The sequence below is a fragment of the Streptomyces noursei genome (genome assembly GCF_016917755.1).
Classification (GTDB): Bacteria; Actinomycetota; Actinomycetes; order Streptomycetales; family Streptomycetaceae; genus Streptomyces; species Streptomyces yunnanensis.
The window spans coordinates 5,405,031-5,429,379 of sequence record NZ_CP070326.1; the positions used below are offsets into that span (position 1 = coordinate 5,405,031).

Consider the following 24,349-nt stretch of genomic DNA (forward strand, 5'->3'; position numbering starts at 1 on the left):
ATCATGCCGGACCATGGTCCCCGGAGCGGGCGTGGGCGGCCATTTCGGCAAGCTTGCGATGTTCCGCGGCCTTCGCCTCGTGGATCGCGGCCATCCGGAGGTGGTACTCCGGCTGGTCCCGTTCGTAGACGTCGGGGATGCCGTCCTGGTCGTCGTCCCGCTCCTCCTCGTCGCACAGGACGCGGTACTTGTTGTTGCGGATCTTGAGGAGGATGCCGGCGAAGACGGCCGCGAGCAGCGAGCCGATCAGCACCGACGCCTTGATCTCGTCGGTCAGGGTGGTGTCGCCGGCGAAGGCCAGCTCGCCGATGAGCAGGGAGACGGTGAAGCCGATGCCGGCCAGGGCGGCGACGCCGAAGACGTCCGGCCACTTCAGATCGGGGTTGAGCTCGGCCCTGGTGAAGCGGGCAGTGCACCAGGTGCCGCCGAAGATGCCCACCGCCTTGCCCACTATCAGTCCGAGGACCACGCCGAGGGTCTCCGGCCGGGTGAAGACGTCGTGGACGGCGCCGCCGGATATGGACACCCCCGCGGAGAACAGCGCGAACAGCGGCACCGCCAGTCCGGCCGACAGCGGGCGGACCAGGTGCTCGATGTGCTCGCCGGGGGACTGCCGCTCGTCGTCGCGGCGGTGGCAGCGCAGCATCAGGCCCATGGCCACGCCGGCGATGGTGGCGTGCACGCCGCTGTTCTCCATCAGCGCCCAGATCGTCACGCCGAGCGGCACGTACACGTACCAGCCGCGGACGCCCTTGCGCAGCAGCAGGTAGAAGAGCGCCAGGCCGGCGACGGCCAGGCCGAGGGCGAGGAAGTTGATCTTCGAGGTGAAGAAGATCGCGATGATCAGGATCGCGAAGAGGTCGTCGACGACGGCGAGGGTGAGCAGGAAGGCACGCAGCGCGGACGGCAGGGAGGTGCCGATGACCGCGAGGACGGCGAGTGCGAAGGCGATGTCGGTGGCCGTGGGGACCGCCCAGCCCCGGAGGGAGCCGCCGCCGGCCGCGTTGACGACGAAGTAGACGAGGGCCGGGGTCGCCATGCCGCAGATCGCGGCGATCACCGGGAGGGCGGCGGCCTTGGGGTCGCGGAGTTCGCCGGCGACCAGTTCGCGCTTGAGCTCGATGCCGGCGACGAAGAAGAAGATCGCGAGCAGGCCGTTGGCGGCCCAGTGCTGGAGCGAGAGGTCCAGGCCGAGCGATTCCGGGCCGATGTGCAGGCCGCGGACCGCCTCGTAGCTGCCGCCGAGGGTGTTGGCCCAGATCAGGGCGGCGATGGCGGCGGCGAGGAGAAGGACTCCGCCGACGGTTTCGGTGCGCAGTGCTTCGGCGATGAAATTCCGCTCCGGCAAGGGCATCCGGCCCAGGAATATGGAGCGGCGGTTGCTGGGCGCAGTCACGCGACGACCTCCGGCAGCTGAGAACGGCTGTAGCAGTTGCCGACCAGACTTCCCGGCGCACCCAGAGTTTCTTAGCGCCACGCTGACGCTGCCCTAACCCTAACGGGTGGGTGCAAGGGGTTAATGCGTGGGGATAACTTTACGGGCAATTCGGGCGTCGGGCCGCCGGGGGAGGGCGGGCCGGCCGCGGAAACGCCGGAGGGGGCACCGGCCGCGGCGGCCCGGTGCCCCTCCCTGAGTGCTGGGGCGCGGGGGCTCGGCCCCGCCGCCGTCGCGGCGGGCCTCGCCCGGTGCGTCAGTCCTCGCTCTGCGCGCTCGGCAGCTTCGACTGGATGAGGTCCATGACGGAGGAGTCGGTGAGCGTGGTGACGTCGCCGAGGGTGCGGTTCTCGGCGACGTCGCGCAGCAGCCGCCGCATGATCTTTCCGGAGCGGGTCTTGGGCAGCTCCGCGACCGGCAGGATCCGCTTGGGCTTGGCGATCGGGCCGAGCTGCTGGGCGACATGCGCGCGCAGTTCGTCGACGAGCCCCTCGCCCTCGTCCGCGCCGCCGCGCAGGATGACGAAGGCGCAGATGGCCTGGGTCGTCTGCGGGTCGGTGGCGCCCACCACGGCGGCCTCGGCCACCTTCGGGTGCGAGACCAGCGCGGACTCCACCTCGGTGGTGGAGATGTTGTGGCCGGAGACCAGCATCACGTCGTCCACCCGGCCCAGCAGCCAGATGTCGCCGTCGTCGTCCTTCTTGGCGCCGTCACCGGCGAAGTACTTGCCCTCGAAGCGGGACCAGTAGGTGTCCAGGTAGCGCTGGTCGTCGCCCCAGATGGTGCGCAGCATCGACGGCCAGGGCTCGGTCAGGACGAGGTAGCCGCCGGCGCCGTCGGGCACCTCGTTGGCGTCGTCGTCGACCACCGTGGCGGCGATGCCGGGCAGCGGCAGCTGCGCCGAGCCGGGCTTGGTCTCCGTCACGCCGGGCAGCGGGCTGAGCATCATCGCGCCGGTCTCGGTCTGCCACCAGGTGTCGACGATCGGCGCCCGGTCCGCCCCGATGTGCTTGCGGTACCAGATCCACGCCTCGGGGTTGATCGGCTCGCCGACCGATCCCAGGACGCGCAGCGACGACAGGTCGAACTTCGCCGGGATGTCGTCGCCCCACTTCATGCAGGCGCGGATCGCGGTCGGCGCGGTGTACAGGATCGTCACGCCGTACTTCTGGACGATCTCCCACCAGCGGCCCTGGTGCGGGGTGTCCGGGGTGCCCTCGTAGAGCACCTCGGTGGCGCCGTTGGAGAGCGGGCCGTAGGTGATGTACGAGTGGCCCGTCACCCAGCCGACGTCGGCGGTGCACCAGAAGACGTCGGTCTCCGGCTTCAGGTCGAAGACCGCGTGGTGGGTGTACGAGACCTGGGTGAGGTAGCCGCCGGTGGTGTGCAGGATGCCCTTGGGCTTACCCGTCGTCCCGGAGGTGTAGAGGATGAACAGCGGGTGCTCGGCGTCGAACGCCTCGGGGGTGTGCTGCTCGCTCTGCCGCTCGACGAGGTCGTGCCACCACACGTCCCGGCCCTCGGTCCAGCCGACGTCCTGGCCGGTGCGGCGGACGACCAGCACGTTGCGGACGTCCTCCGTGCCGGGCTTGGTCAGCGCCTCGTCGACGGCCGGCTTGAGGGCGGAGGGCTTGCCGCGGCGGTAGCCGCCGTCGGCGGTGATCACCACCCGGGCGTCGGCGTCGTTGATCCGCGTCGCCAGCGCGTCCGCGGAGAAGCCGCCGAAGACCACGGAGTGCGGCGCGCCGAGCCGGGCGCAGGCCAGCATGGCGATCACCGCCTCCGGGATCATCGGCAGGTAGATGGCGATCCGGTCACCGGCCCGAACGCCCAGCTCCGTCAGGGCGTTGGCGGCCCTGCAGACCTCGCGCTGGAGCTCGGCATAGGTGATCGCGCGGCTGTCGCCGGGCTCGCCCTCGAAGTGGATCGCGACCCGGTCGCCGAGGCCGTTCTCCACGTGGCGGTCCACGCAGTTGTAGGCGACGTTGAGTTTGCCGTCGGCGAACCACTTCGCGAACGGCGGGTTGGACCAGTCGAGGGTCTCAATGGGCTCGGTCTCCCAGGTCAGGCGTTTGGCCTGCTCGGCCCAGAAGCCCAGCCGGTCCGCCGCGGCCCGTTCGTACGCGGCGGCCGTGACGTTGGCGTCCGCGGCCAGCTCGGCGGGCGGTGCGAACCGCCGCTCCTCCTTCAAGAGGTTGGCCAGGCTCTCGTTGCTCACGACATCTCCCAATCCCAGGGCGTGCGATGTGTCCCGGGTCATAGCTCATCAGCCCGCGGTCGACCCTGACAAGGTCTGTGGACAACTATTGGTGTAGACCTGTCCGAATCTGGTCCCTCGGAGGGCCGTTCGGGTGTTCTTACGCAGGTCAGACGCCGATCGCCGGGACGTCGGCGCGCACCGCGCGGAACCGTCCGCTGCGCTCGTCCAACAGGTACGCCTGGGCCTCGGCGACGTGGAAGTACATGCCGTGCAGGGTGAGGGTTCCCTCGGCCATCCGGCGGGCGACGCACGGGTGCGCCCGCAGGTGGTCCAGCTGCTGCCGCACGTTGACCAGCGCCAGTCGCTCCTGGTCGTCGGCCACCGGCCGCTCGGCGAGGGCGACTTCGCCCCGGCCCAACCGCCCGATCCGCGCCATCCGGGCCAGGCTCGGGCGGCCATGCCGCAGCCAACGGGCGAGCGGGGTGGCCTCGTTCGACGGCGGCGGGGAGCCGGCCGCGTCGAGGAGCGCCGCCATGGCGCCACAGCCGGAGTGCCCGCAGACGGTGATCGAGTCGACCCGCAGCACCTCGACCGCGTACTCGACCGCGGCGCCCACGGAGTCGCAGGAGGCGTCCGCACCGGGCGGCGGCATCAGATTGCCGACGTTGCGCACGGTGAACAGATCGCCCGGCCCGCTCGACGTGATCATGCTCGTCACCAGCCGGGAATCGGCGCAGGTCAGGAAGAGCTGGGTGGGGCGCTGGCCCTCCCGCGCCAGCCGGGCCAGCTCCTCGCGCACCAGCGGGGCGGTGTGCCGCTGGAACGCGCTGACCCCGCCCAGCAGTTGGCTGCCGCTGTGCCGGGCCGCCGCGCGGTCCGGCGCGGGGCGGGTGCAGTGGTGGTTGCGCCAGGGCGTCCACGGCCGGCAGGAGTGCGTGCTGGCCGGCTCGGCGAGCGGGCGGCCGGAGCGGCCCCCGAGGGTCACCGGTCCCCCGGTCGCCCGATGGGTGGTCGCCCAGGACTGCAGGGCCTCGTAGGCGGCGTGGTCCATGAACGACCCGCACAGCTCGACGACGGCGTCGGCGCCCGGCGGCACCTGCGCCAGGCCCCGGGTCAGCCGCGGCACCGCCAGGAAGGTCAACTGGCCGCTGACGCGCACCCGGTGGCGGCCGGCCTCCTCCGTCACCTGGACCCGGGTGTGGGTCAGCCGCCGCAGCGCCAGGAAGATCCCGACCGCGATGCCCGTCACGACCCCGGGCAGCACGCCGAAGAGCACCACGGCGCTCAGCGTGGCCGCGTACACCGGGAATTCGCGGTGCCGCTGCACGTGCTTGAGGTGCGCGAAGCTGACCATCCGCACCCCGACGACCATCACCAGCGCGGCCAGGGCGGCCAGCGGGATCAGCTCCAGCACCCCGGCCAGCAGCCCCGCGCAGAGCAGCACCCAGACGCCGTGCAGCACGGTCGCCCGGCGGGTGGCCGCACCGGCCCGCACATTGGCCGAGCCGCGGATCGCGCCGCCGGAGACCGGCAGGCCGCCCAGCAGGCCGGAAACGACGTTCGCCAGGCCCTGTGCGGCCAGTTCGCGGTTGAGTCGGGGCCGTCCCGGAGGCGTCCCCGGCCGTTCGGCGGCCAGCCGGTCCACCGCCACCGCGGACAGCAGCGATTCCATGCTGGCGACGAGGGTGACCGTCAGCACGGCCGTGACCAGGGCGGCGAGCGAGACGTCGGGCAACACGGGCGGCTCGGGCAGCCGCCAGGACGGCAGCTCGACGCGCGGCACCGTCGCCCCCATGCCGACCGCGGTCGCGGCGAGCACTGCGGCGAGCGGCGCCGGCAGCAGCCGCGCCCAGCGCCCGGCGCGGCCCGGCAGCCGTGGCCAGCCGGCCAGCACGGCGACCGTGACGGCCCCGATCAGCAGCGCGGTGGCGTGCGGATGCGCCAGCTGGTCGGGCAGCGCGGCGGCGTTGTCGACGGCCGAGCTGTCGGGGCTGCCGCCGAGCACCACGTGGAGCTGCCCGATGGCGATGGTGACGCCGATGCCGGCGAGCATGCCGTGCACGATCGCCGGGCTGACGGCGAGCGCCGCGCGGGCCACCCGCAGTGCCCCGAGGGCGAGTTGCGCCAGCCCGGCAAGGATCGTGACCAGGCAGGTGGCGCGCCAGCCGTAGCGCTGGACGAGGTCGGCGGTGACCACCAGGAGGCCGGTGGCGGCGCCGGTCACCTGGAGCGGTGCGCCGCCCAGGAGCCCGGCGACGATCCCACCGACGGCCGCGGCGACCAGCCCGGCCTGGAGCGGGGCTCCGGTGGCCAGGGCAACGCCCAGCGACAGCGGGACGGCCAGCAGGAAGACCACGGCCGAGGCGGAGAGGTCCCGCCGCCAGGCCGTGCCTGCTGTCCTTCCGCGGAGTGTGGCCGCTGAGGGCGTGAGGGGCTCCGGCGGGAGCTCGGTCGGCGGCTGCGGTGACTTCTGGATCTGCGACATTCCCGTCTCCTCCGGGGCGGCGCGGTCGGCCTCGGGCGCGATCGCGGGGCGGCGGTGTGCTGCGGCGGGAGCGAGCCGGCCGGCGGGCGCCGCGGTGGGTGACGAGCCGGTGACTCTCAAGCATCGGTAAATGAATCGTAATGATGCGTAAAGACCCCGAGAAGGCTTTTGGGGCAAATGGCGCAGCCATTCCATCTATCGAGTGAATAAGCCGACTTTCGTCGTCCTCTTTTGTTCACCTGTCAATGGATATTAGGAGTTTCTGCGGGTTCGCCCTGATTGATCCCATGGTGCCGTGCGCACCAGGAATGAGGTGGCCGATGCCAGTCATATCGAAGACGACAGTGCGCATCGCGGCGGCGGTGGCACTGGCGGCGATAGCCGGCTGCTCCGCGGCGACCGAGGACGGGCCGTGGCAGAGCACCACCAAAGGGCGCGCGGAACCCGCCGGGGGGCCGGCCGTCCACCCGCTCCGCCTCATAGGCGACGGCTCCACCGCGTACACCGGGGCGCAGCCCCACCAACCCCGGCCCACGCGCCTCGATCCGGGCGGCCGACCACCACAGTTCGTGGTGTTCTCCTGGGACGGCGCCGGTGAGGACGGCCAGAAGCTGTTCTCCCACTTCCGCGCCGTCGGCAAGAAATACGGCGCGACGATGACGTACTTCCTCAGCGGCGTCTACCTGCTCCCCAGCGCGAAGGCGGAGCTCTACGAACCGCCCGGCCACCCCGTCGGCTCCTCGGCGATCGGCTTCAACGACCTCCAGGGGATCAAGGACACCCTGGCCCAGATGCGCGGCGCCTGGGAGGACGGCAACGAGATAGGCACCCACTTCAACGGCCACTTCTGCGGCCGCAACGGGGTCGGCAGGTGGACGCCGGAGGACTGGCACAGCGAGATCGAACAGGCCGTGTCGTTCGTCCGGAACTGGAAGACCAACTCCGGCCTCAGGGACGAGCCGCCGCTCCCGTTCGACTACGCCAAGGAGCTGGTCGGCGGACGCGCCCCCTGTCTGGAGGGGCAGCACAATCTGATACCCGCGGCCAAGGAGATGGGCTTCCGCTACGACGCCAGCTCGTCGGGTGGTCTGCAGACCTGGCCACGGAAGATCGACGGCCTGTGGAACTTCCCGCTCCAGCAGATACCGTTCCCCGGCCGGGGCTACGAGGCGCTCTCGATGGACTACAACTTCCTGGCCAACCAGTCCGGCTCCACCCATGGCAACCGCGCGATGCACGCCGCCTGGGGCCGACAGATGCGCGACGGCATCCTGGACGCCTTCGAGCGCGCCTACCAGGGCAACCGCGCCCCGCTGTTCGTCGGCGACCACTTCGAGTCGTGGAACGGCGGCACCTACATGAAGGCCGTCGAAGAGGCGATCAAGGAGATCTGCCCCCGTGAAGGCGTGCACTGTGTCAGCTTCAAGCAGTTGAGCGACTGGCTGGACGTCCAGGACCCGCAGGTGCTGGCCAAGCTCCAGGACCTGCCGGTGGGCCGGGCGCCGGAGGACGGCTGGGCGGTGTACCTCTCCGATGCCCCGGAGGCATCCGGTCCGGCGCCGGCCGCCCGGATCACGCCGGTTGTGGGGTAGCCGCCCCCTCGAAGAGCACGAAGGCGGGGTCGACCTGGGCGGCCAGGTCGGCCCCGGTCTTGGCGTTGCCCCAGCTCTCCGCGTTCTTCAGGTGGAAGTGCACCATCTGGCGTGTGTAGCGCTCCCAGTCGCGGCGCTCATAGGAGGCGTCGGCGGTGTCGTGCAGGATCTCCAGGGCGCGGCGGTTGCCCTCCTCCAGGAGGGCGAAGGGGGCCGGCCGCCCCTTCTCCACGGCCCGCACCCAGTCCGAGTGACCGACGCACACCAGCAGGTCCTCGCCCACCTCGGCACGCAGGAACGCCAGATCGTCCGCCCCCTGGACCTTGTTTCCGATGACCTTCAACGGGACGCCGAAGTCCCGCGCGTACTCCTTGTACTGGCGGTAGACCGCGATGCCCTTACGGGTCGGCTCGGCGACCAGGAAGGTCATGTCGAAACGGGTGAACATCCCGGAGGCGAAGGAGTCCGATCCGGCGGTCATGTCGACGACGACGTACTCCCTGCGGCCGTCGACGAGGTGGTTCAGGTACAGCTCGACCGCGCCGACCTTGGAGTGGTAGCAGGCCACACCCAGATCGGACTCGGTGAACGGGCCGGTGGCCAGCAGCCGCACCGCACCGTCATCGAGGGCCAGCGCCCGCGCGCAGGCGTCGTGGACCGGGTTGTCCTCGCAGACCCGCAACAGCCGCGACCCCTCACCGGGAGGAGTGGTCTTGATCATCGTCTCGGTGGACGGGATGCGGGGGTTGTTGCCACGCAAGTAGTCCTTGATCAAAGGGAGCTGAGCGCCCATCGCGGGCAGTGCGGCGGCCTCCGCCTCGTCCATGCCGAGCGCGACGCCCAGGTGCTGATTGATGTCGGCGTCCACCGCGATGACGGGGATCCGGGCCGCGGCGAGGTGCCGGATGAACAGGGAGGACAGCGTGGTCTTGCCACTGCCGCCCTTGCCTACGAAAGCGATCTTCATGTTCGGCAGGCTAGGTGTGGCAAACCTCTCGGCGGGTGGTTTACGTGAAGAAGACCACTCCTTCGAGGGGTCCGGCCTGGTGGTGCGTAGGGTCGTCCTCATGGCTGGAATCTCCGGGGGGACGCCCCCCGAACCCCCGCAGGCGAGCAACGACCCGCTCGCGTCCCTGGCGTCGCTCCCGGGGGTCGCCGACTCCGTGGACTCCGTCCGCAAGGCCGTCGACCGGGTCTACGGGCACCGGGTCATGCGACGTCGCAGCACCGAGATCACCGCCGAGGCGGCGCTGCGCGGGGCCCGGGCTTCCGCGGCGCTCTCCGGGGCGGACTGGGCGCTGGAAGAGGTCCGGCGGCGCACCGACTTCGGTGCCGGGGGCGAGCCGCGCACGGTCGGCGCGGCGCTGCGGCTGACCGCCGAGGCGGGCCAACTGCTGAGCGTCTGGCGGCAGTCGCCGCTGCGGGTGCTGGCCCGGCTCCATCTGGTCGCGGCCGGCGGCGGCGTGGACGACGAGACGGTGGGGCGGCCCCGGCAGGGTGCCGAGCCGGTGGACGAGCCGCTGGTCGAGCTGCCGTTGCCGGACGCCGACGAGGTCGCCGGGCGGCTGGACGGGCTGTCCCGGCTGTTGCTGGCGGGCACCGCGGCACCGGCCCTGGTGACGGCCGCGGTGGTGCACGGCGAACTGATGGCGCTGCGGCCCTTCGGCTCGTACAACGGGCTGGTCGCGCGGACGGCGGAGCGGATCGTGCTGGTCGGCAGCGGTCTGGACCCGAAGTCGATCTGCCCGGCCGAGGTCGGGCACGCGGAACAGGGGAGCGCGGCCTACACGGCGGCCCTCCAGGGGTACGTCTCGGGCACCCCGGAAGGCATGGCGCAGTGGATCGCCCACTGTGGGCGCGCGGTCGAGCTGGGTGTACGGGAGAGCACGGCGGTCTGCGAGGCGCTGCAGCGCGGTGCGGCGTAACAACGCGGCGCACGGCCCCCGACACGGGTTGCGGCGGTACCAACCCTGAGGTACCGCCGCTGGCACGTCTGTCGAGTTACCAAGCGTGCACGAATTTTTGCCCATCAGGTCGGATTCGTTGTCCGCTTACCTGGTGCGGCTGGCCCGTAATCGACGGGTCGGCGTCGCGTGGGTGCTCGGCATTCATGCGTCGGTCCGTGGGCCTCGATGCGTTAAAGGCGTTCCTCTCGGATGTCCTTGGTCTCGCGGGCCGTTAAGTCCTTTGTACTACTCATGGGGGAGGAGCGGAACCCCAGCCCGCAGATCTTTACGTTTGCCCGCAAATGCGGGCAATACGGCAAGCCGTTTCTTTCCCGTATTACGGCGGCTCGCGTACCAGACCAGGGTTGCGGTGGCGGCCGCCGCGCCGACCGCGGCGACGGCGGTGATCACCGGCCGGGAGGGCATCGCCAGGGTGGGAAGCCGCTTCTTGAGCGGCACCGGTCGGCTGAAGGTGACCACCGGCCAGCCGCGGGCGGTCGCCTCGCGGCGCAGCGCCCGGTCCGGATTGACCGCGCAGGGGTTGCCGACCGTTTCCAGCATCGGCACATCGGTGATCGAGTCGCTGTACGCGTAGCAGCGCTGGAGGTCGTATCCCTCGGACGCGGCGAGTTCCCGTACGGCCTCCGCCTTGGTGGGCCCGTAGGCGTAATACTCCACTTCTCCGGTGAAGCGGCCGTCGTCGCCGACCACCATTCTGGTGGCCACCACCCGGTCCGCGCCCAGGAGTTCACCGATCGGCCCGACGACCTCGGCGCCGGAGGTGGAGACGATCACGACGTCCCGTCCGGCCGCGTGGTGTTCCTCGATGAGCGAGGCGGCTTCGTCGTAAATGATCGGGTCGATGAGATCGTGCAGGGTTTCGGCGACGATCTCCCGGACCTGGGCCACGTCCCAGCCGCGGCACAGCGACGAGAGATATTCCCGCATCCGCTCCATCTGGTCGTGATCGGCGCCGCCCGCGAGGAACACGAACTGGGCGTACGCGGTGCGCAGTACGGCCCGCCGATTGATCAGGCCGCCTTGGTAGAAGGACTTGCTGAAGGTCAGCGTGCTCGACTTTGCAATGACGGTCTTGTCCAAGTCGAAGAACGCGGCAGTACGGGGAGTCGAGTGAGGCACGGAGTGGTTTTCCACGGGGCGAGCATAGGCGCCCACCATTCGGCGTAAGGTGTGGCGCGTGGGTTTGCCTGAGAAGGCTCTCGGGTACACCATGGAAGTCACGGATCGTTCGCGACCGTGCTAACCCGGTCCGGCTCCTCCCCCCCCGAGTCGGCCGTGGGGACGACCCCCGCTCTCCCCCCCGGCGGGGGTCGTCGCATGTCCGGATGCTTTTTCTGCCGTGAGCCCCTGATGTAGCCGCTCTTCGCGCGTTGTCGGCGTGCGCTTCTGTCATGCATATGCCATCACTCAGGGTAGTCGTCGCGCTGCTCTGCGGAGGCTTCCCATACGCCTCAGAAGTGTCCCTTCGTCGCTGGAATAGGTGACGGGGATATTCACAGCCGCGGAGTTGTCCACAGATTTGGGTCAAGATCCACAGAGATTTCCCGATCGCTGCACCGTGAAAGTCCGCGAAGTTCGCGGAAGCGCGAGTTGCGTAGCGATAGGGGGACAGAACGTGTCCGGATCATCTACTTCCGACCAGCTGGTGCGAAGCGGTGAAGAGCGGGACGGTCCGCTGCTGATCACCGAAGACGAAGAGCTCCTCGACGACCTTCTGCGGCTGTGCGCGGCGGCCGGCGCGCTGCCCCACGTGGCGCACCGGCCGCCGCCGCGGAAAGAGGAGTGGGAATCGGCGCCGCTGGTGGTCGTCGGGGCGGACGTCGCCGGTCGGTTGTCCGCCACCGGCCGCCGGGCGGGCGTCATCATCGCCGGTCGCGACGCCGACCACGCCGACGATGTCGCCGTGCTGCGCCAGGCGGTGGCGATCGGGGCCGAGCGGGTGCTGGCCCTCCCCGACGGCGAGCGCTGGCTGGTGGACCGGATCGCCGACGCGGTCGAGGGGGCCGGGCCGCCGGCCCTGACGGTCGGGGTCATCGGCGGGCGCGGCGGCGCCGGGGCGAGCACCCTGGCGGCCGCGCTGGCCGTCACCGCCGCCCGCACGGGGGAGCGCACCCTGCTCGTGGACGGCGACCCCCTGGGCGGTGGGCTCGACGTCCTGCTGGGCGGCGAGCAGGAGAAGGGGCTGCGGTGGCCCGCCTTCGCCGAGTCGCGCGGCCGGGTGGCGGGTGGCGCGCTCGCCGAGTCGCTGCCCAGGCTGCACTCCTTACGGGTCCTGAGCTGGGACCGGGGCGCGGAGGTGGCGATCCCGCCGCCGGCCGTGCGGGCGGTACTGGCCGCGGCCCGGCGGCGTGGCGGGGTGGTGGTCGTCGACCTGCCGCGCAGGGTCGACGGGACGGTGGCCGAGGCGCTGGCGCAGGTGGACGTCGGGCTGCTGCTCGTCCCCGCGGAGCTGCGCGCGGTGGCGGCGGCCCGCCGGGTGGCCGACGGGGTGCGGGCGGTGCTCCGCGACGTCCGGGTGGTGGCCTGCGGGCATCCCGGACCGGGGTGCGGCGGCGGGCCGACGGCCGAGGAGATCGCGCGCCTGGTGGGGCTGCCGTTGGCGGGTGAACTGCCGTGGGAGGCGGGGCTGTCGGAGGACTTGGCGCGGGGGCGGGTGCCCGGTGCACGGGCGCGGGGGCCGCTGGCGCGGTTCTGCGCGGGGTTCTGGGGGCGGGCCAGGGGCGGCGGAGGGGGAAGAGGAGGAGGGGCCGGCGCGGTGACCGCCGTGGACGCGGGCCGCGGGGCCGAGCCGGGGCCGGGGGGTGCGCCGGAATGAGGTGGCGGAAGAGGGGAGCGGTGCGGACCCGGGGCCGGGCGGCCGGCGGGCGGTGCGGTCCGCGGTTCGGGAACTGGTGGTGGGACGGGCTGCTGTGTGGGGCGGGGTGGTGGTCCCGTAGGAGCGGGGGTGCCGTCGGGCCCTTCGGGGCCGCGTGGTCGGCGGCGACCGCCGGGGGCGGTGGCGCGGGATGAGCCGGGAACTACTGGATGTGGTGCGCCGACGGCTCGCCGAGGCCGGGGCGGAACCGACGCCGGCCCGGGTCGCGGTGGCGCTGCGCGAGGAGGGGCGCCTCCTCGGGGACTCCGAAGTGCTGGGCGTAGTAGGCGCGTTGCGCTCGGAAATGGTGGGCAGCGGCCCGCTGGAGCCGCTGTTGGCCGCGCCCGACGTGACGGACGTGCTGGTGACCGCCCCGGACGCGGTGTGGGTGGACCGGGGTGGCGGACTGGAGCGCACCGACGTCCGCTTCCGGGACGCGGCCGAGGTCCGCAGACTGGCCCAGCGGCTGGCGGCGGTCGCCGGGCGGCGGCTGGACGACGCCCGGCCGTGGGTGGACGCCCGGCTCCCGGACGGCACGCGGCTGCACGCCGTGCTGCCCCCGGTGGCGGTCGCCGGGACGTGCCTGTCCTTACGGGTGCTGCGGCCCCGGGCCTTCGCCCTTCCGGAGCTGCTGGCGGCCGGGACGGTTCCGCCGGGTGGTGACCGGCTGCTCCGGGCGCTGTTGGACGCGCGACTGTCGTTCCTGGTCAGCGGGGGTACGGGCTCCGGCAAGACCACGTTGCTCAGCACGCTGCTCGGGCTGGTCGGCCCGGCCGAGCGGATCGTGCTGGCCGAGGACTCGGCGGAGCTGCGGCCGGACCACCCCCATGTGGTGCGGCTGGAGACCCGCCCCGCCAATCAGGAGGGCGTCGGCCGGGTGACCCTGCGGGACCTGGTGCGGCAGGCGCTGCGGATGCGGCCGGACCGGTTGGTGGTCGGTGAGGTGCGCGGCACCGAGGTCACCGATCTGCTGGCGGCCCTCAATACGGGCCATGAGGGCGGCTGTTGCACGGTCCATGCCAATGCCGCGTGCGATGTGCCGGCTCGTCTGGAGGCGCTGGGGTGCACCGCGGGGCTGGATCGCGCGGCCCTGCACAGCCAGTTGGCGGCCGGGCTGTCCGTCGTGCTGCACCTCGTGCGCGACCGGGCCGGGCGGCGTCGGATCTCCGAGATCCACGTCCTGGAGCGGGACCGGGACGGCTTCGTGGTGACCGTTCCGGCGGCGATCTGGAGCCCGGAGGGGTTCCAGGAGGCGCGTGGCTGGGGGCGGTTGGCGCGGCTGTGCGAGAGGGGTGGCCAGGGGTGCTGAGGGACGCGGTGGGGCCGGTGGTGCTGCCGGCCGCGGTGGGATGTGCGGCGGTGCTGGCGCGGCGGCTGCGGCGTGGGCGCGCCCTGCGGCGGCGGATGGCTGCGCTCCTGGGGGACGCCGGGGCGGTGTCCGTCGCGGCGGGACGGCCGGACCGCGGGCGCGGTGCGGTGTTGCGGGAGTGGTGTGCCGGGCGGGCGGTCGACGGCGGTGGCGGCCGGCGGTGGCGGCTGGGGCGCCGGCGCGAGGTCGGCACGGAGATCTGGTGCGTGCCGGCCGGGGTCGCGCTGGGGGTGCTGGGGCGGTCGGTGCTGCCGGTGCTGGGTTCCGTGGTGGCGCTGGTCGTCGTACGACGGTGGCTGGCGGCGCGGGCGCGGCAGCGGGCGGCGGACCGGCGGGCGGCGGCGGTGATCGGGTTCTGCGGGGCGGTGGCGGCGGAACTGCGGGCCGGCCGGCAGCCGGATCGGGCCCTGGTCGTGGCCGGGGCGTCGGGTCTGGGGGAGGCGGGGCCTGCGGTGCTGGCGGCGGCGCGGTACGGCGGGGACGTCCCCGGGGCGCTGCGGGCGGCGGCGCGGCAGCCCGGCGCCGAGGGGCTCGCCGGAGCGGCGGCGTGCTGGCAGGTGGCCCTGGAGGGCGGTGCGGGGCTGGCCCGCGGGCTGGAGCGGATCGCGTCCGGGCTCGCCGCGCAGCGCGACCAACGGGAGGAGTTACGGGCCCAGTTGGCCGGGCCGCGGGCCACCGCTCTGATGCTCGCCCTGCTGCCGGCGGGCGGGCTCCTGATGGGCGGTGCGCTCGGTGCCGATCCCCTCGGGGTGCTGCTGCACACCCCGGCCGGCTGGGGGTGCCTGGCTGCCGGCGGGCTACTGGAGTGGGGCGGGGTGGCTTGGACGGCCCGGATCGTCGCCGAGGCGTCGGCGGAGCGGAAGTGAGGGGGAGGTGGGTGTGGTGAGTCCGGAAGTTGTCCACAGGGTGGGGATGGCGGTGCTGGCCGCGGCGGCCGTGCTGTGTGCGGCGGCGCTGGGGCGGCTGCTGCATGGCGAGCGTGCCGTGCGGCGGCGGGTGCCGATGGTCCTGGAAGGTGCCGCCAGCGGGCTGTACGGCGGTGAGGAGGGCCTGCGCGCACGGAGGCGGTGGGTCGTCCGAGGCCGGCGGCGGAGGCGGGCAGCGGCCCGAGGAGGCGGCTCATGGGGCGGCCCACGGGGCGATCGGCTGAAGGAGTGGGCCGGGCCTCTGGGGGTGGCCGGATGCGTGGCCGTCCTTCTGGGCGGCGTCACCGGGCTGCTGGTGGGGCCTGTCGCCGGTTGGGGCGCGTACCACTGGCTGCGACGGCAACGGGCCGCGGCGGCCGACCGGGGCGCGGCTACGCGGGTGGCCGCCGAACTGGCCCCGGCCGGGGATCTCCTGGCGGCCTGTCTGGCGGCCGGGGCCGGTCCGCGGGAGGCGGCCGAAGCGGTGGGCCGGTCGCTGGACGGGACGGTCGCCGAGCGCTTGCGCTACGTCGCGGCGGAACTACGGCTGGGCGGTGAACCGACCGCGGTATGGCCGCGGTTGGCGGAACTCCCGGGAGCCGGGGCACTGGCGCGCTGCATGGAGCGCGCCGGGATATCGGGGGCCCCGGCCGTGGAGCCGGCCTCCCGGATCGCGGCCGAGCTGCGTGCCGAGTGGGGCCGGGCCGCGACCGCACGGGCCCGGCGGGCGGGGGTGCTGGTCACCCTCCCGCTGTCCGGGTGCTTCCTGCCGGCCTTCCTGGTGCTCGGGGTGGCACCGGTGCTGCTCGGACTGGCGGGCGGACTGCTGGGAGGTGACGGCTGAGCCGACACGGCGATGCGGTGATGCGGTGGCCCGGCGGTCGGGTGGCCCGGCGGTCCGGCGTACGGAAGAGGGATCAGACGCGTCGGACGAGACCGAGACCGAGGCCGAGGCCCGACCGCGAAAGGGACTTCACCGGGCCCCATGGGCCTCATGGGCCTCACGGCTTCACCGCCGCACGGATCCACGGATCCACGGAATGACGGATTCACATGCACGGAATCGCGGACTCCCCGGGAGTTCGGGATTCGCGAGATGCCAAGGAGGCAGCAGATGTTCGGTCGATGGTGGGCGCGGGTGCGCGCGGCCGGGGCGGACCGCGGGATGAGCACCGCGGAGTACGCCGTGGGCACGCTGGCGGCGTGCGCGTTCGCGGCGGTGCTCTACAAGCTCGTGACGAGCGGACCGGTGGCCGCCGCGCTGCGGTCCGTGCTCCAGAGGGCGCTCGATGTGCCGTTCTGAGGGCAGCGGGCGGGCCCGGGCCGCGTGTGCCGGTGCGGGCCCGCCCGGCGGGCGCGGCGCACGGGACGCCGGATTCGTGACGGCGGAGGCGGCGGTGGTGCTGCCGGTGCTGGTGGCGGTCGCGGCGGCGCTGATCTGGGGGCTGCTGGCCGCCTGCGCCCGGATCGCCTGCGTGGACGCCGCACGGGCCGCCGCCCGTGCGGCGGCGCGTCAGGAGCCGGCGGCGCAGGTGCTCGCCGCGGCTCGTGGGGCGGCTCCCCTGGGCGCGCGGATCACGGTGGCGCGCGAGGGCGACCTGGTGCGCGTACGGGTCGAGGCCGCGTTGCCCGGAGGGGCCCGGCTGCCGGTGCGGGTCGGTGGAGAGGCGGTGGCCCTTGCGGAGGAAACGGTGCGGTGACGAGGGCTCCGCCACGGTGTGGACGGTCTTCGCGGCGGCGGCCCTGTGCGCGGTCTTCGCCGCGCTGGTGGCCGTCGGGCAGGCGGTCACCGCCCGGCACCGGGCGGGCGGCGCGGCGGACCTGGCGGCGCTGGCAGCCGCGGACCAGGCGCTCCGCGGCCCGGTGGCGGCGTGCGCCACGGCACGTCGGGTGGCCGCCGCGCAGCACACCCGTCTGGTGCGCTGCGCCGTGGACGCGCTGATCGCCGACGTCACGGCCGAGGCCGGCGGCGGCCCGTTCACGGCGCGGGTACGGTCCCGGGCCGGCCCCGCCCGGGCGACGGGCCGTCCCGGCTCAGTCGCCGGGCACCCCGCGCAACAGCTCCCCGAGCAGTCGGATGGCGCCCCGTTTGTGGAGCGGGTCGTTCCCGTTGCCGCACTTGGGGGACTGGATGCAGGACGGGCAACCGGCCTCGCACTCGCAGGCGGCGATGGCACTGCGGGTGGCGGCGAGCCAGTCGGCGGCCGTGTGGAAGGCGCGTTCGGCGAAGCCCGCACCACCGGGGTGGCCGTCGTAGACGAAGACCGTCGGGAGCAGGGTGTCCGGGTGCAGGGGGACGGAGACACCGCCGATGTCCCAGCGGTCGCAGGTGGCGAAGAGCGGCAGCATGCCGATGGAGGCGTGCTCGGCGGCGTGCAGGGCACCGCCCAGCTGCTCGGGGTTGACCCGGGCGGCGTCGAGCTGGTCCTCGGTGACCGTCCACCACACCGCGCGGGTGCGCAGCGTACGGGGCGGCAGGTCGAGCTTGGTCTCGCCCAGGACCTCCCCGGTGATCAGTTTGCGGCGCAGGAAGGAGACGACCTGATTGGTGACCTCCACGGAGCCGAAGCACAGCCGGGCGTCGCCCCAGGGGACCTCGGTTTCGGTCTCCAGGATCGAGATCGCGGTGGTGTCGCGGGCGGTGGTGGAGTACGGCGGATTGGCCTCCTCCACGAGGGCGACGTTGTCCTCCAGGTCCAGGTGCCGGACGAGATAGCTGCGGCCCTGGTGGAGGTGGACCGCCCCGTCGTGGACGGTGGTGTGCGCCGCCGCGGCGTCGACGGTGCCCAGCAGCCGCCCGGTGCCGGCCTCCACGACCTGCACCGGCGAGCCGCCCTGGCCGCGGATGTCGGTGAGGTCGGCGGCCCGCTCGCGGCGCGTCCAGTACCAGGCGGTGGCCCGCCGGCGCAGCAGGTTCGCGGCCTCCAGCTGGGGCATCAGCCCGGGGGCGGCCGGGCCGAAGAGCGGGAAGTCGGCTTCGGTGAGCGGCAGTTCGGAGGCGGCCGCGCAGAGGTGCGGGGCGAGGACGTAGGGGTTGTCCGGGTCGAGCACGGTCGACTCGACGGGCTGGTCGAAGAGCGCCTCGGGGTGGTGGACGAGATAGGTGTCCAGCGGGTCGTCGCGGGCCACCAGGACGGCCAGCGCGCCCTGTCCGGCCCGGCCCGCCCGGCCGGCCTGCTGCCACAGGGAGGCGCGCGTGCCGGGATAGCCCGCGATGACCACGGCGTCCAGGCCGGAGACGTCCACGCCCAGCTCCAGCGCGGTGGTGGCGGCCAGCCCGAGGAGTTCACCGCTGTGCAGGGCGCGTTCGAGGGCCCGGCGCTCCTCGGGCAGATAGCCGCCCCGGTACGCGGCGATCCGCGCGGGCAGCGAGCGGTCCACCTCCGCGAGCCGCTCCTGCGCGATCAGGGCGATCAGTTCGGCGCCGCGCCGGGAGCGGACGAAGGCGACCGTCCGCACGCCCTGGACGGCGAGGTCGGTGAGCAGGTCCGCGGACTCGGCGGTCGCGGTGCGGCGGACCGGGGCGCCCTGCTCGCCGTGGAGTTCGGTCAGCGGCGGCTCCCACAGCGCGAAGACCAACTCGCCGCGCGGCGAGGTGTCCTGGGTGATCTCGGCCACGGGCAGCCCGGTGAGCCGGGACGCGGCCTGCGCCGGCTCCGCGGCGGTCGCGGAGGCCAGCAGGAAGACCGGCTCGGCGCCGTAGCGGGCGCAGACCCGGCGCAGCCGGCGGACGACCTGTGCGACATGGGAGCCGAAGACGCCGCGGTAGGTGTGGCATTCGTCGATGACGACGTAGCGCAGTGCGCGCAGGAAGGAGGACCAGCGGGGGTGGGCCGGGAGGATGCCGCGGTGCAGCATGTCCGGGTTGGTCAGCACGTAGTTGGCGTACTGGCGGACCCACTCGCGCTCCTCGACCGGGGTGTCACCGTCGTAGACGGCGGGCCGGACGGCCGTGCCGAGCGGAGCGGCCAGCTCGCGCACGGCCCGCCGCTGGTCGGCCGCCAGGGCCTTGGTGGGCGCCAGGTACAGGGCCGTGGCCCCCCGGCCGTTGGGCGCCTCGGAGCCGTCCAGGAGGGTGGAGAGCACGGGCGCCAGATAGGACAGCGACTTGCCGGAGGCGGTGCCGGTGGCGACCACGACCGATTCGCCGCGCAGTGCGTGTTCGGACGTGCGTGCCTGGTGGGCCCAGGGGCGATCGATTCCGGCCGAACGGATGGCGTCGATCACTTCCGGCCGGATCTGTGCCGGCCAGTCGGCATGGGTGCCGATGCGCGGGGGCAAGTGCTCCGTATGAGTGATGCGCGCAGCGCGGGTCGCGCCCCGGGCCAGACGGTCGAGAATCATGCCTGGGGACGTGCGCGCGCCAGGATCCGGCGGGAGTCGATTGGAGGCCATCGGCACCGAGTGTGTCACCGGTGTGACGGACAATGCTCACAAGGCGTCGTGCACGCCTGCTGGTAAGTGATTGAATGCCATGGCGGCTGCCGATCCGCCCCTACCTCGGTGGGGAGGCCCCAGGGGGGCGACCGCTCGATAGCAAGGTGCTGGAGGATCCGTGGACCTGTCCCTGTCGACCCGGACCGTTGGCGACCGTACGGTCGTCGAGGTCGGTGGCGAGATTGATGTATACACCGCGCCCAAGCTGCGGGAGCAGCTGGTCGAGCTTGTGAACGACGGAAGCTACCACCTCGTGGTGGACATGGAGCGTGTCGACTTCCTGGACTCCACAGGGCTCGGCGTCCTGGTGGGCGGACTGAAGCGGGTGCGTGCCCATGAGGGCTCGCTGCGCCTGGTCTGTAATCAGGAGCGCATTCTCAAGATCTTCCGAATCACCGGTCTGACCAAGGTGTTCCCGATCCACACCTCGGTCGACGAAGCCGTCGCAGCCACTGACTGACGGTTTGCCGGTCCCCCGCGCCCCGGGCGCGGGGGTGGAAGCAGTGGGGGGTACCGGACGCACCCGTCCGGCCCCCTGCGTTGCACGCCCGCATCACGAGGGGGATGGCATGGCCACCGTCGAACTTCGCTTCAGCGCCCTTCCTGAGCACGTCCGGACCGCGCGTCTGGTCGCGGCTGCCGTGGCACGGCGTGCGGGGGTGGACGAGGCCGTGCTGGACGAGGTGCGGCTCGCCGTGGGCGAGGCGTGCAGCCGGGCCGTGGGGCTGCACGAGATCCACGGCATCACGGCGCCGGTGCGGGTGGTGCTGGTCGAGGACGAGAAGCAGTTCTCGATCGAGGTCGGCGACGAGGTTCCCGGCCCCGGCGGGGCCGCCGCGGGCGGTGCCGATGCCGAGGGCGTCGGGGAGAACGACGCCGAGGGCGAGGACGAGATGGGCCTCGCGGTCATCAGTGGGCTCGTCGACGACGTCGAGGTGACCTCCGGCGAGACCGGCGGGCGAATCCGGATGAGCTGGCCCGCACACCCGGCTCCGGTCCTGCCGTAGGGCCGTCGAGCGGAGGGCTCGGCGCCGGTCGGTCGGCCGGTGCTGTTCCATGGTGGGTGGGGCACCTGTCGTGATGCGTAGGGGTGCGGGCGTGGGCGTTTGCCGTGTTCCCCTGTGTTCACCGTGTCGCGCGCCTGTTTCTGCGTGTTCGCGCGCCCGGCTTCCTGTGTAGTGCCAGACCGGTGCGGCGCTGTAGCCGGCCGGTGCGGTCCGGTCGCGCGGGGAATTCCGTACGGTGCCGGTCCGGTGGGCCGGGCGGGTGGCGGTGTGCCGGGGGTTGTCGGCCGCGGGCTGCGGCCGTGGCGCGTGTCCCGTGGGCGGGCCGCGATCCTGGGGTTCCGATGCTCGTGTCCTCGGCTCCGCCACCCCGTCCACCCCGACCCCGCGGTGGCTTCCTCAGGGGTGCTGCGTCCTGGTGCGGGCGATGCGATCCGGTCGGGATCTGATGGTCCGTCATCGCGGCGGGGGAGGGTGCGGAAGGCCGGTGAGGGGGTCTTGCGGTGGCCCGGGGAGGGCACCGGTCGGCTCAATTCCCTCCCGTTTAACGGCGGTCACAGTCGAAGCGGGGCGCCGCGCAAGGTCGTTGAGCAGCGGCGATCACAAGTAGATCAATAGCACGGGTAGATCATCTGTCCGGGGTCAGTGAATTGCGGGGTTTCCTTCGTCCGGACGAATTTGGCGGACCATCGGCCTTTTGATCTTCGCCGGGAACAGGCGAATTCCCTTTGAGGCGCCCTGTTTTGATCAACCGTCGCTCCCTACAATCCGTCCACATCTTGCTCAGGACGCCTGAGCGTGCTTCCGCGCGCCCATGTGCCATAACGTCAAGGAGGACGAATGGCGGGGCCTTACACCCCTCAGTCGATGGACACCCCCACTTTTCTGGCCGTCCCGTCACTCACCGCGGACAACCGCGGCATCGTGCTGGTGATCGCCGTCGTCGCCCTGGCCGCGCTGGCGGTCGCGGCGGTGCTGGTCCGCCAAGTGCTCGCGGCCGGTGAGGGGACCGACAGTATGAAGAAGATCGCGGCGGCGGTGCAGGAGGGCGCGAATGCCTACCTGGCGCGGCAGTTGCGGACCCTCGGCGTATTCGCCGTCGTCGTGTTCTTCCTGCTCATGTTGCTGCCCGCGGACAATTGGACGCAGCGGGCCGGACGCAGTGCGTTCTTCTTGATCGGCGCGGCATTCTCGGCGGCCACCGGCTATATCGGCATGTGGCTCGCGGTGCGCAGCAATGTGCGAGTGGCGGCGGCCGCCCGGGAAGCCACTCCGGATGACGGTGCGGCAGAGCAAAAGGATCTTACGGCGGTCTCCCACAAAGCGATGAAGATCGCTTTCCGTACCGGAGGCGTCGTGGGCATGTTCACCGTGGGCCTCGGCCTGCTCGGTGCATCATGCGTGGTGCTCGTGTACGCGGTCGACGCGCCCAAGGTGCTGGAGGGTTTCGGGCTCGGCGCCGCGCTGATCGCGATGTTCATGCGGGTCGGCGGCGGCATCTTCACCAAGGCCGCGGACGTCGGCGCCGATCTCGTCGGCAAGGTCGAGCAGGGCATCCCGGAGGACGACCCGCGCAACGCCGCCACCATCGCGGACAACGTCGGCGACAACGTGGGCGACTGCGCCGGCATGGCGGCCGACCTCTTCGAGTCGTACGCGGTGACGCTGGTCGCCGCGCTCATCCTGGGCACCGCGGCCTTCGGCGACGCCGGACTGGCCTTCCCGCTTCTGGTGCCGGCGATCGGTGTGCTCACCGCGATGGTCGGCATCTTCGTCGTGTCGCCCCGGCGCCGGGACCGCAGCGGGATGACCGCCATCAACCGCGGCTTCTTCGTCTCCGCGGGCATCTCGCTGGTCCTGGTTGCCGCCGCGGTCTTCGTCTACCTGCCGTCGAGCTACAAGGACCTCAGCGGCGTCAGCGACCCGGAGATCCTGGGCCGCAGCGGCGACCCGCGGGTGCTGGCGCTGGTCGCGGTCGCCGTCGGCATCGTGCTGGCCGCCCTGATCCAGCAGCTGACCGGCTACTTCACCGAGACCAGCCGGCGGCCCGTCCGGGACATCGGCAAGACCTCGCTGACCGGACCGGCCACCGTCGTGCTCGCCGGCATCTCGATCGGCCTGGAGTCGGCCGTCTACTCGGCGGTGCTGATCGGGTTGGCGGTCTACGGGGCGTTCCTGCTGGGCGGCGCCTCGATCACGCTGGCGCTGTTCGCGGTGGCGCTGGCCGGGACCGGCCTGCTGACCACCGTCGGGGTGATCGTGGCGATGGACACCTTCGGACCGGTCTCCGACAACGCGCAGGGCATCGCCGAGATGTCCGGCGACGTCACCGGGGACGGCGCGCAGGTGCTGACCGACCTGGACGCGGTGGGCAACACCACCAAGGCCATCACCAAGGGCATCGCCATCGCGACCGCGGTGCTCGCGGCCTCCGCGCTGTTCGGCTCGTACCGGGACGCGATCGCCAACGCCGTACGGGAGATCGGCCACGCGGCCGGCGGGCTGAGCCTGAGCCTGGACATCTCGCAGCCGAACAACCTGGTGGGGCTGATCCTGGGGGCCTCGGTCGTCTTCCTGTTCTCGGGGCTGGCGATCAACGCGGTCTCGCGGTCGGCCGGAGCGGTGGTCTTCGAGGTGCGCCGGCAGTTCCGCGAGCGCCCGGGGATCATGGACTACACCGAGAAGCCCGAGTACGGGCGGGTGGTCGACATCTGCACCAAGGACGCGCTGCGCGAACTGGCCACGCCGGGGCTGCTGGCGGTGCTCACGCCCATCGTGGTCGGCTTCGCGCTCGGCGTCGGGGCGCTCGGCTCGTTCCTGGCCGGCGCGATCGGCACCGGCACCCTGATGGCGGTCTTCCTCGCCAACTCCGGTGGCGCGTGGGACAACGCCAAGAAGCTGGTCGAGGACGGCCACCACGGTGGCAAGGGCAGCGAGGCGCATGCCGCGACGGTCATCGGCGACACCGTCGGCGACCCGTTCAAGGACACCGCCGGCCCGGCGATCAACCCGCTGCTGAAGGTGATGAACCTGGTCGCACTGCTGATCGCGCCGGCCGTGGTGAAGTTCTCGTACGGCCACGACAAGAGCCTCGGCGTGCGCGCCGGGGTCGCCGTGTTGGCGCTCGTCATCATCGTCGGCGCGGTCTACGTCTCCAAGCGGCGGGGGATCGCCGTGGGTGATGAAGACAACAACTCCGAGGATCCCGAAGGCGTCGCCAAGTCGACCAGGACCGCCGTGGCGTCCTGACCGGACGGGCCGTCAGGTCGGCCTGCTGACCGCTCAACGGGCGGGTGTACGGCGCTTATTGCGCGCGCCGGACACCCGCCCGCGGCGTGCCCGGCGGGGGCCGTGGTCCTTGGTGCAAATGGCTGCAATGCGGGCCGGGGCCGATGCCCGACTCATGGGCGAGGCCGTTTGGACGTGTATGTTCCGGGGCCGAGAGCCATGGAAGGGACCAATCCGGTGAACAAGAAGCTTGTGGCTGCCCTGTCCGGCGGTGCCGCACTCCTGCTCGCGCTGACCGGTTGCAGCAGCGACAACACTCAGAAGCTCGACAACTGGGCGAAGTCGTTCTGCGACCCCGCGCAGGCTCCGTTCAAGCAGATCCAGGACGCCAACGCGGCCATGCAGACGGCCGACAGCGGCAACACGGACTCCAAGAAGGTCCAGCAGACGGACTCGGCGGCCTTCCAGAAGATCTCCGACGCGTACGGTCAGCTGGCCAAGTCCCTGGACAAGGCGGGCGCGCCGCCCACCGAGGGCGGCGCGGACGCCCAGAAGAACGCGGTCAAGGAGCTCAACTCCCTCTCCGCGGGATACCAGGACCTCAAGAAGCAGGTGGACGGCCTGGACACCGGTGACAAGCTGAAGTTCGCGGACGGGCTGCGCAACCTCTCCAACGGGATCAACAAGCTCAACGCCAAGAGCGAGCAGGCCTTCAAGAAGCTGGAGGCCGGCGACGTGGGCAAGGCGATGGCGGGGCAGAAGGGCTGTCAGAACCAGGGCGGGTCGAACGGGCCGTCCGCGGCGCCGTCCAAGAGCGCGTAGCGCCTCCCGCGCGAGGGGCGACGGCCCGGCGACGCGCCCGAGGACGGGCGG

Annotated in this window: 18 protein-coding genes and 1 pseudogene; 13 read left to right on the forward strand and 6 right to left on the reverse strand. The window is 72.4% G+C overall.

The window, feature by feature from the left end:
• Position 1: 1 nt before the first annotated feature.
• The 3 genes from nhaA to JNO44_RS23950 all read right to left on the reverse strand — a co-directional run bounded on the left by nhaA (position 2) and on the right by JNO44_RS23950 (position 6,120).
• Positions 2-1,396, reverse strand: a complete 1,395-nt coding sequence (nhaA, locus tag JNO44_RS23940; RefSeq protein WP_205366030.1) for a Na+/H+ antiporter NhaA — start codon at positions 1,394-1,396, stop codon at positions 2-4.
• A gap of 295 nt (positions 1,397-1,691) precedes the next feature.
• Positions 1,692-3,653 (reverse strand): acetate--CoA ligase, encoded by a 1,962-nt coding sequence (acs, locus tag JNO44_RS23945; RefSeq protein WP_205366031.1) that lies wholly within the window; start codon positions 3,651-3,653, stop codon positions 1,692-1,694.
• 148 nt (positions 3,654-3,801) lie between these two features.
• Complete coding sequence (locus tag JNO44_RS23950; protein WP_205366032.1) at positions 3,802-6,120, reverse strand: SulP family inorganic anion transporter; 2,319 nt, start codon at positions 6,118-6,120, stop codon at positions 3,802-3,804.
• 320 nt (positions 6,121-6,440) lie between these two features.
• Between JNO44_RS23950 and JNO44_RS23955 the strand changes: the two genes are divergently transcribed.
• Complete coding sequence (locus tag JNO44_RS23955; RefSeq protein ID WP_205366033.1) at positions 6,441-7,712, forward strand: polysaccharide deacetylase family protein; 1,272 nt, start codon at positions 6,441-6,443, stop codon at positions 7,710-7,712.
• Here JNO44_RS23955 and JNO44_RS23960 read toward each other — a convergent pair.
• Positions 7,693-8,679 carry an ATP-binding protein gene (locus JNO44_RS23960; protein WP_205366034.1) on the reverse strand — a complete coding sequence of 329 codons (987 nt, stop codon included), beginning with the start codon at positions 8,677-8,679 and terminating at the stop codon, positions 7,693-7,695. The two genes, JNO44_RS23955 and JNO44_RS23960, sit on opposite strands and share 20 nt — an antisense overlap.
• A gap of 100 nt (positions 8,680-8,779) precedes the next feature.
• Between JNO44_RS23960 and JNO44_RS23965 the strand changes: the two genes are divergently transcribed.
• Positions 8,780-9,637 (forward strand): Fic family protein, encoded by an 858-nt coding sequence (locus tag JNO44_RS23965; RefSeq protein ID WP_205366035.1) that lies wholly within the window; start codon positions 8,780-8,782, stop codon positions 9,635-9,637.
• A 267-nt stretch (positions 9,638-9,904) separates the two neighbouring features.
• Here JNO44_RS23965 and JNO44_RS23970 read toward each other — a convergent pair whose 3' ends face one another.
• Positions 9,905-10,837: an HAD family hydrolase gene (locus tag JNO44_RS23970; protein ID WP_205370350.1), complete on the reverse strand. Its 933-nt coding sequence runs from the start codon at positions 10,835-10,837 to the stop codon at positions 9,905-9,907.
• A gap of 457 nt (positions 10,838-11,294) precedes the next feature.
• Between JNO44_RS23970 and ssd the strand changes: the two genes are divergently transcribed.
• From ssd to JNO44_RS24005, 7 genes and pseudogenes are all read left to right on the forward strand, one after another.
• Positions 11,295-12,494 (forward strand): septum site-determining protein Ssd, encoded by a 1,200-nt coding sequence (gene ssd / locus JNO44_RS23975; protein WP_240167643.1) that lies wholly within the window; start codon positions 11,295-11,297, stop codon positions 12,492-12,494.
• Between the two features lie 190 nt (positions 12,495-12,684).
• On the forward strand, positions 12,685-13,842 hold the full coding sequence (locus tag JNO44_RS23980; protein ID WP_205366036.1) for a TadA family conjugal transfer-associated ATPase: 1,158 nt from the start codon (positions 12,685-12,687) through the stop codon (positions 13,840-13,842).
• The gene (locus JNO44_RS23985; RefSeq protein WP_240167644.1) at positions 13,836-14,768 is read left to right on the forward strand and encodes a type II secretion system F family protein; all 933 of its coding nucleotides are present in this window, start codon (positions 13,836-13,838) and stop codon (positions 14,766-14,768) included. Before JNO44_RS23980 ends, JNO44_RS23985 begins: the two co-directional genes overlap by 7 nt.
• Positions 14,769-14,784: 16 nt before the next feature.
• Positions 14,785-15,651 carry a type II secretion system F family protein gene (locus JNO44_RS23990; RefSeq protein WP_420882674.1) on the forward strand — a complete coding sequence of 289 codons (867 nt, stop codon included), beginning with the start codon at positions 14,785-14,787 and terminating at the stop codon, positions 15,649-15,651.
• A gap of 270 nt (positions 15,652-15,921) precedes the next feature.
• A complete protein-coding gene (locus JNO44_RS23995) occupies positions 15,922-16,110 on the forward strand; it encodes a DUF4244 domain-containing protein (RefSeq protein WP_099055706.1) in 189 nt (62 codons plus the stop codon).
• The gene (locus JNO44_RS24000) at positions 16,097-16,507 is read left to right on the forward strand and encodes a TadE family type IV pilus minor pilin (RefSeq protein WP_235093960.1); all 411 of its coding nucleotides are present in this window, start codon (positions 16,097-16,099) and stop codon (positions 16,505-16,507) included. Before JNO44_RS23995 ends, JNO44_RS24000 begins: the two co-directional genes overlap by 14 nt.
• Positions 16,508-16,523: 16 nt before the next feature.
• Positions 16,524-16,757 (forward strand): annotated as a pseudogene (locus tag JNO44_RS24005) (Rv3654c family TadE-like protein); the annotation flags it as partial.
• Positions 16,758-16,841: 84 nt separating this feature from the next.
• Here the strand turns inward: JNO44_RS24005 and JNO44_RS24010 are convergent.
• Positions 16,842-19,202, reverse strand: a complete 2,361-nt coding sequence (locus tag JNO44_RS24010; protein ID WP_205366037.1) for a DEAD/DEAH box helicase — start codon at positions 19,200-19,202, stop codon at positions 16,842-16,844.
• A gap of 160 nt (positions 19,203-19,362) precedes the next feature.
• Here JNO44_RS24010 and bldG point away from each other — a divergent pair, with 160 nt between their 5' ends.
• From bldG to JNO44_RS24030, 4 genes are all read left to right on the forward strand, one after another.
• Complete coding sequence (gene bldG, locus JNO44_RS24015; RefSeq protein WP_004571875.1) at positions 19,363-19,704, forward strand: anti-sigma factor antagonist BldG; 342 nt, start codon at positions 19,363-19,365, stop codon at positions 19,702-19,704.
• Positions 19,705-19,813: 109 nt separating this feature from the next.
• Positions 19,814-20,251, forward strand: a complete 438-nt coding sequence (locus JNO44_RS24020; protein ID WP_073444379.1) for an ATP-binding protein — start codon at positions 19,814-19,816, stop codon at positions 20,249-20,251.
• Between the two features lie 837 nt (positions 20,252-21,088).
• Positions 21,089-23,497, forward strand: coding sequence for a sodium-translocating pyrophosphatase (locus JNO44_RS24025; RefSeq protein ID WP_205366038.1), 2,409 nt, complete (start codon positions 21,089-21,091; stop codon positions 23,495-23,497).
• A gap of 216 nt (positions 23,498-23,713) precedes the next feature.
• Positions 23,714-24,298 carry a small secreted protein gene (locus tag JNO44_RS24030; protein ID WP_205366039.1) on the forward strand — a complete coding sequence of 195 codons (585 nt, stop codon included), beginning with the start codon at positions 23,714-23,716 and terminating at the stop codon, positions 24,296-24,298.
• Positions 24,299-24,349: the final 51 nt, after the last annotated feature.

Bases quoted from the DNA above. Each gene is read 5' to 3' on its own strand.
- JNO44_RS24020 (WP_073444379.1), top strand. From the start codon at position 19,814: ATGGCCACCGTCGAACTTCGCTTCAGCGCCCTTCCTGAGCACGTCCGG.
- JNO44_RS23965 (WP_205366035.1), top strand. From the start codon at position 8,780: ATGGCTGGAATCTCCGGGGGGACGCCCCCCGAACCCCCGCAGGCGAGC.
- JNO44_RS23960 (WP_205366034.1), bottom strand. From the start codon at position 8,679: ATGAAGATCGCTTTCGTAGGCAAGGGCGGCAGTGGCAAGACCACGCTG.
- JNO44_RS24010 (WP_205366037.1), bottom strand. From the start codon at position 19,202: ATGGCCTCCAATCGACTCCCGCCGGATCCTGGCGCGCGCACGTCCCCA.
- JNO44_RS23980 (WP_205366036.1), top strand. From the start codon at position 12,685: ATGAGCCGGGAACTACTGGATGTGGTGCGCCGACGGCTCGCCGAGGCC.
- JNO44_RS23995 (WP_099055706.1), top strand. From the start codon at position 15,922: ATGTTCGGTCGATGGTGGGCGCGGGTGCGCGCGGCCGGGGCGGACCGC.
- JNO44_RS23955 (WP_205366033.1), top strand. From the start codon at position 6,441: ATGCCAGTCATATCGAAGACGACAGTGCGCATCGCGGCGGCGGTGGCA.
- JNO44_RS24025 (WP_205366038.1), top strand. From the start codon at position 21,089: ATGGCGGGGCCTTACACCCCTCAGTCGATGGACACCCCCACTTTTCTG.
- JNO44_RS23950 (WP_205366032.1), bottom strand. From the start codon at position 6,120: ATGTCGCAGATCCAGAAGTCACCGCAGCCGCCGACCGAGCTCCCGCCG.
- JNO44_RS24000 (WP_235093960.1), top strand. From the start codon at position 16,097: ATGTGCCGTTCTGAGGGCAGCGGGCGGGCCCGGGCCGCGTGTGCCGGT.
- JNO44_RS23970 (WP_205370350.1), bottom strand. From the start codon at position 10,837: ATGGTGGGCGCCTATGCTCGCCCCGTGGAAAACCACTCCGTGCCTCAC.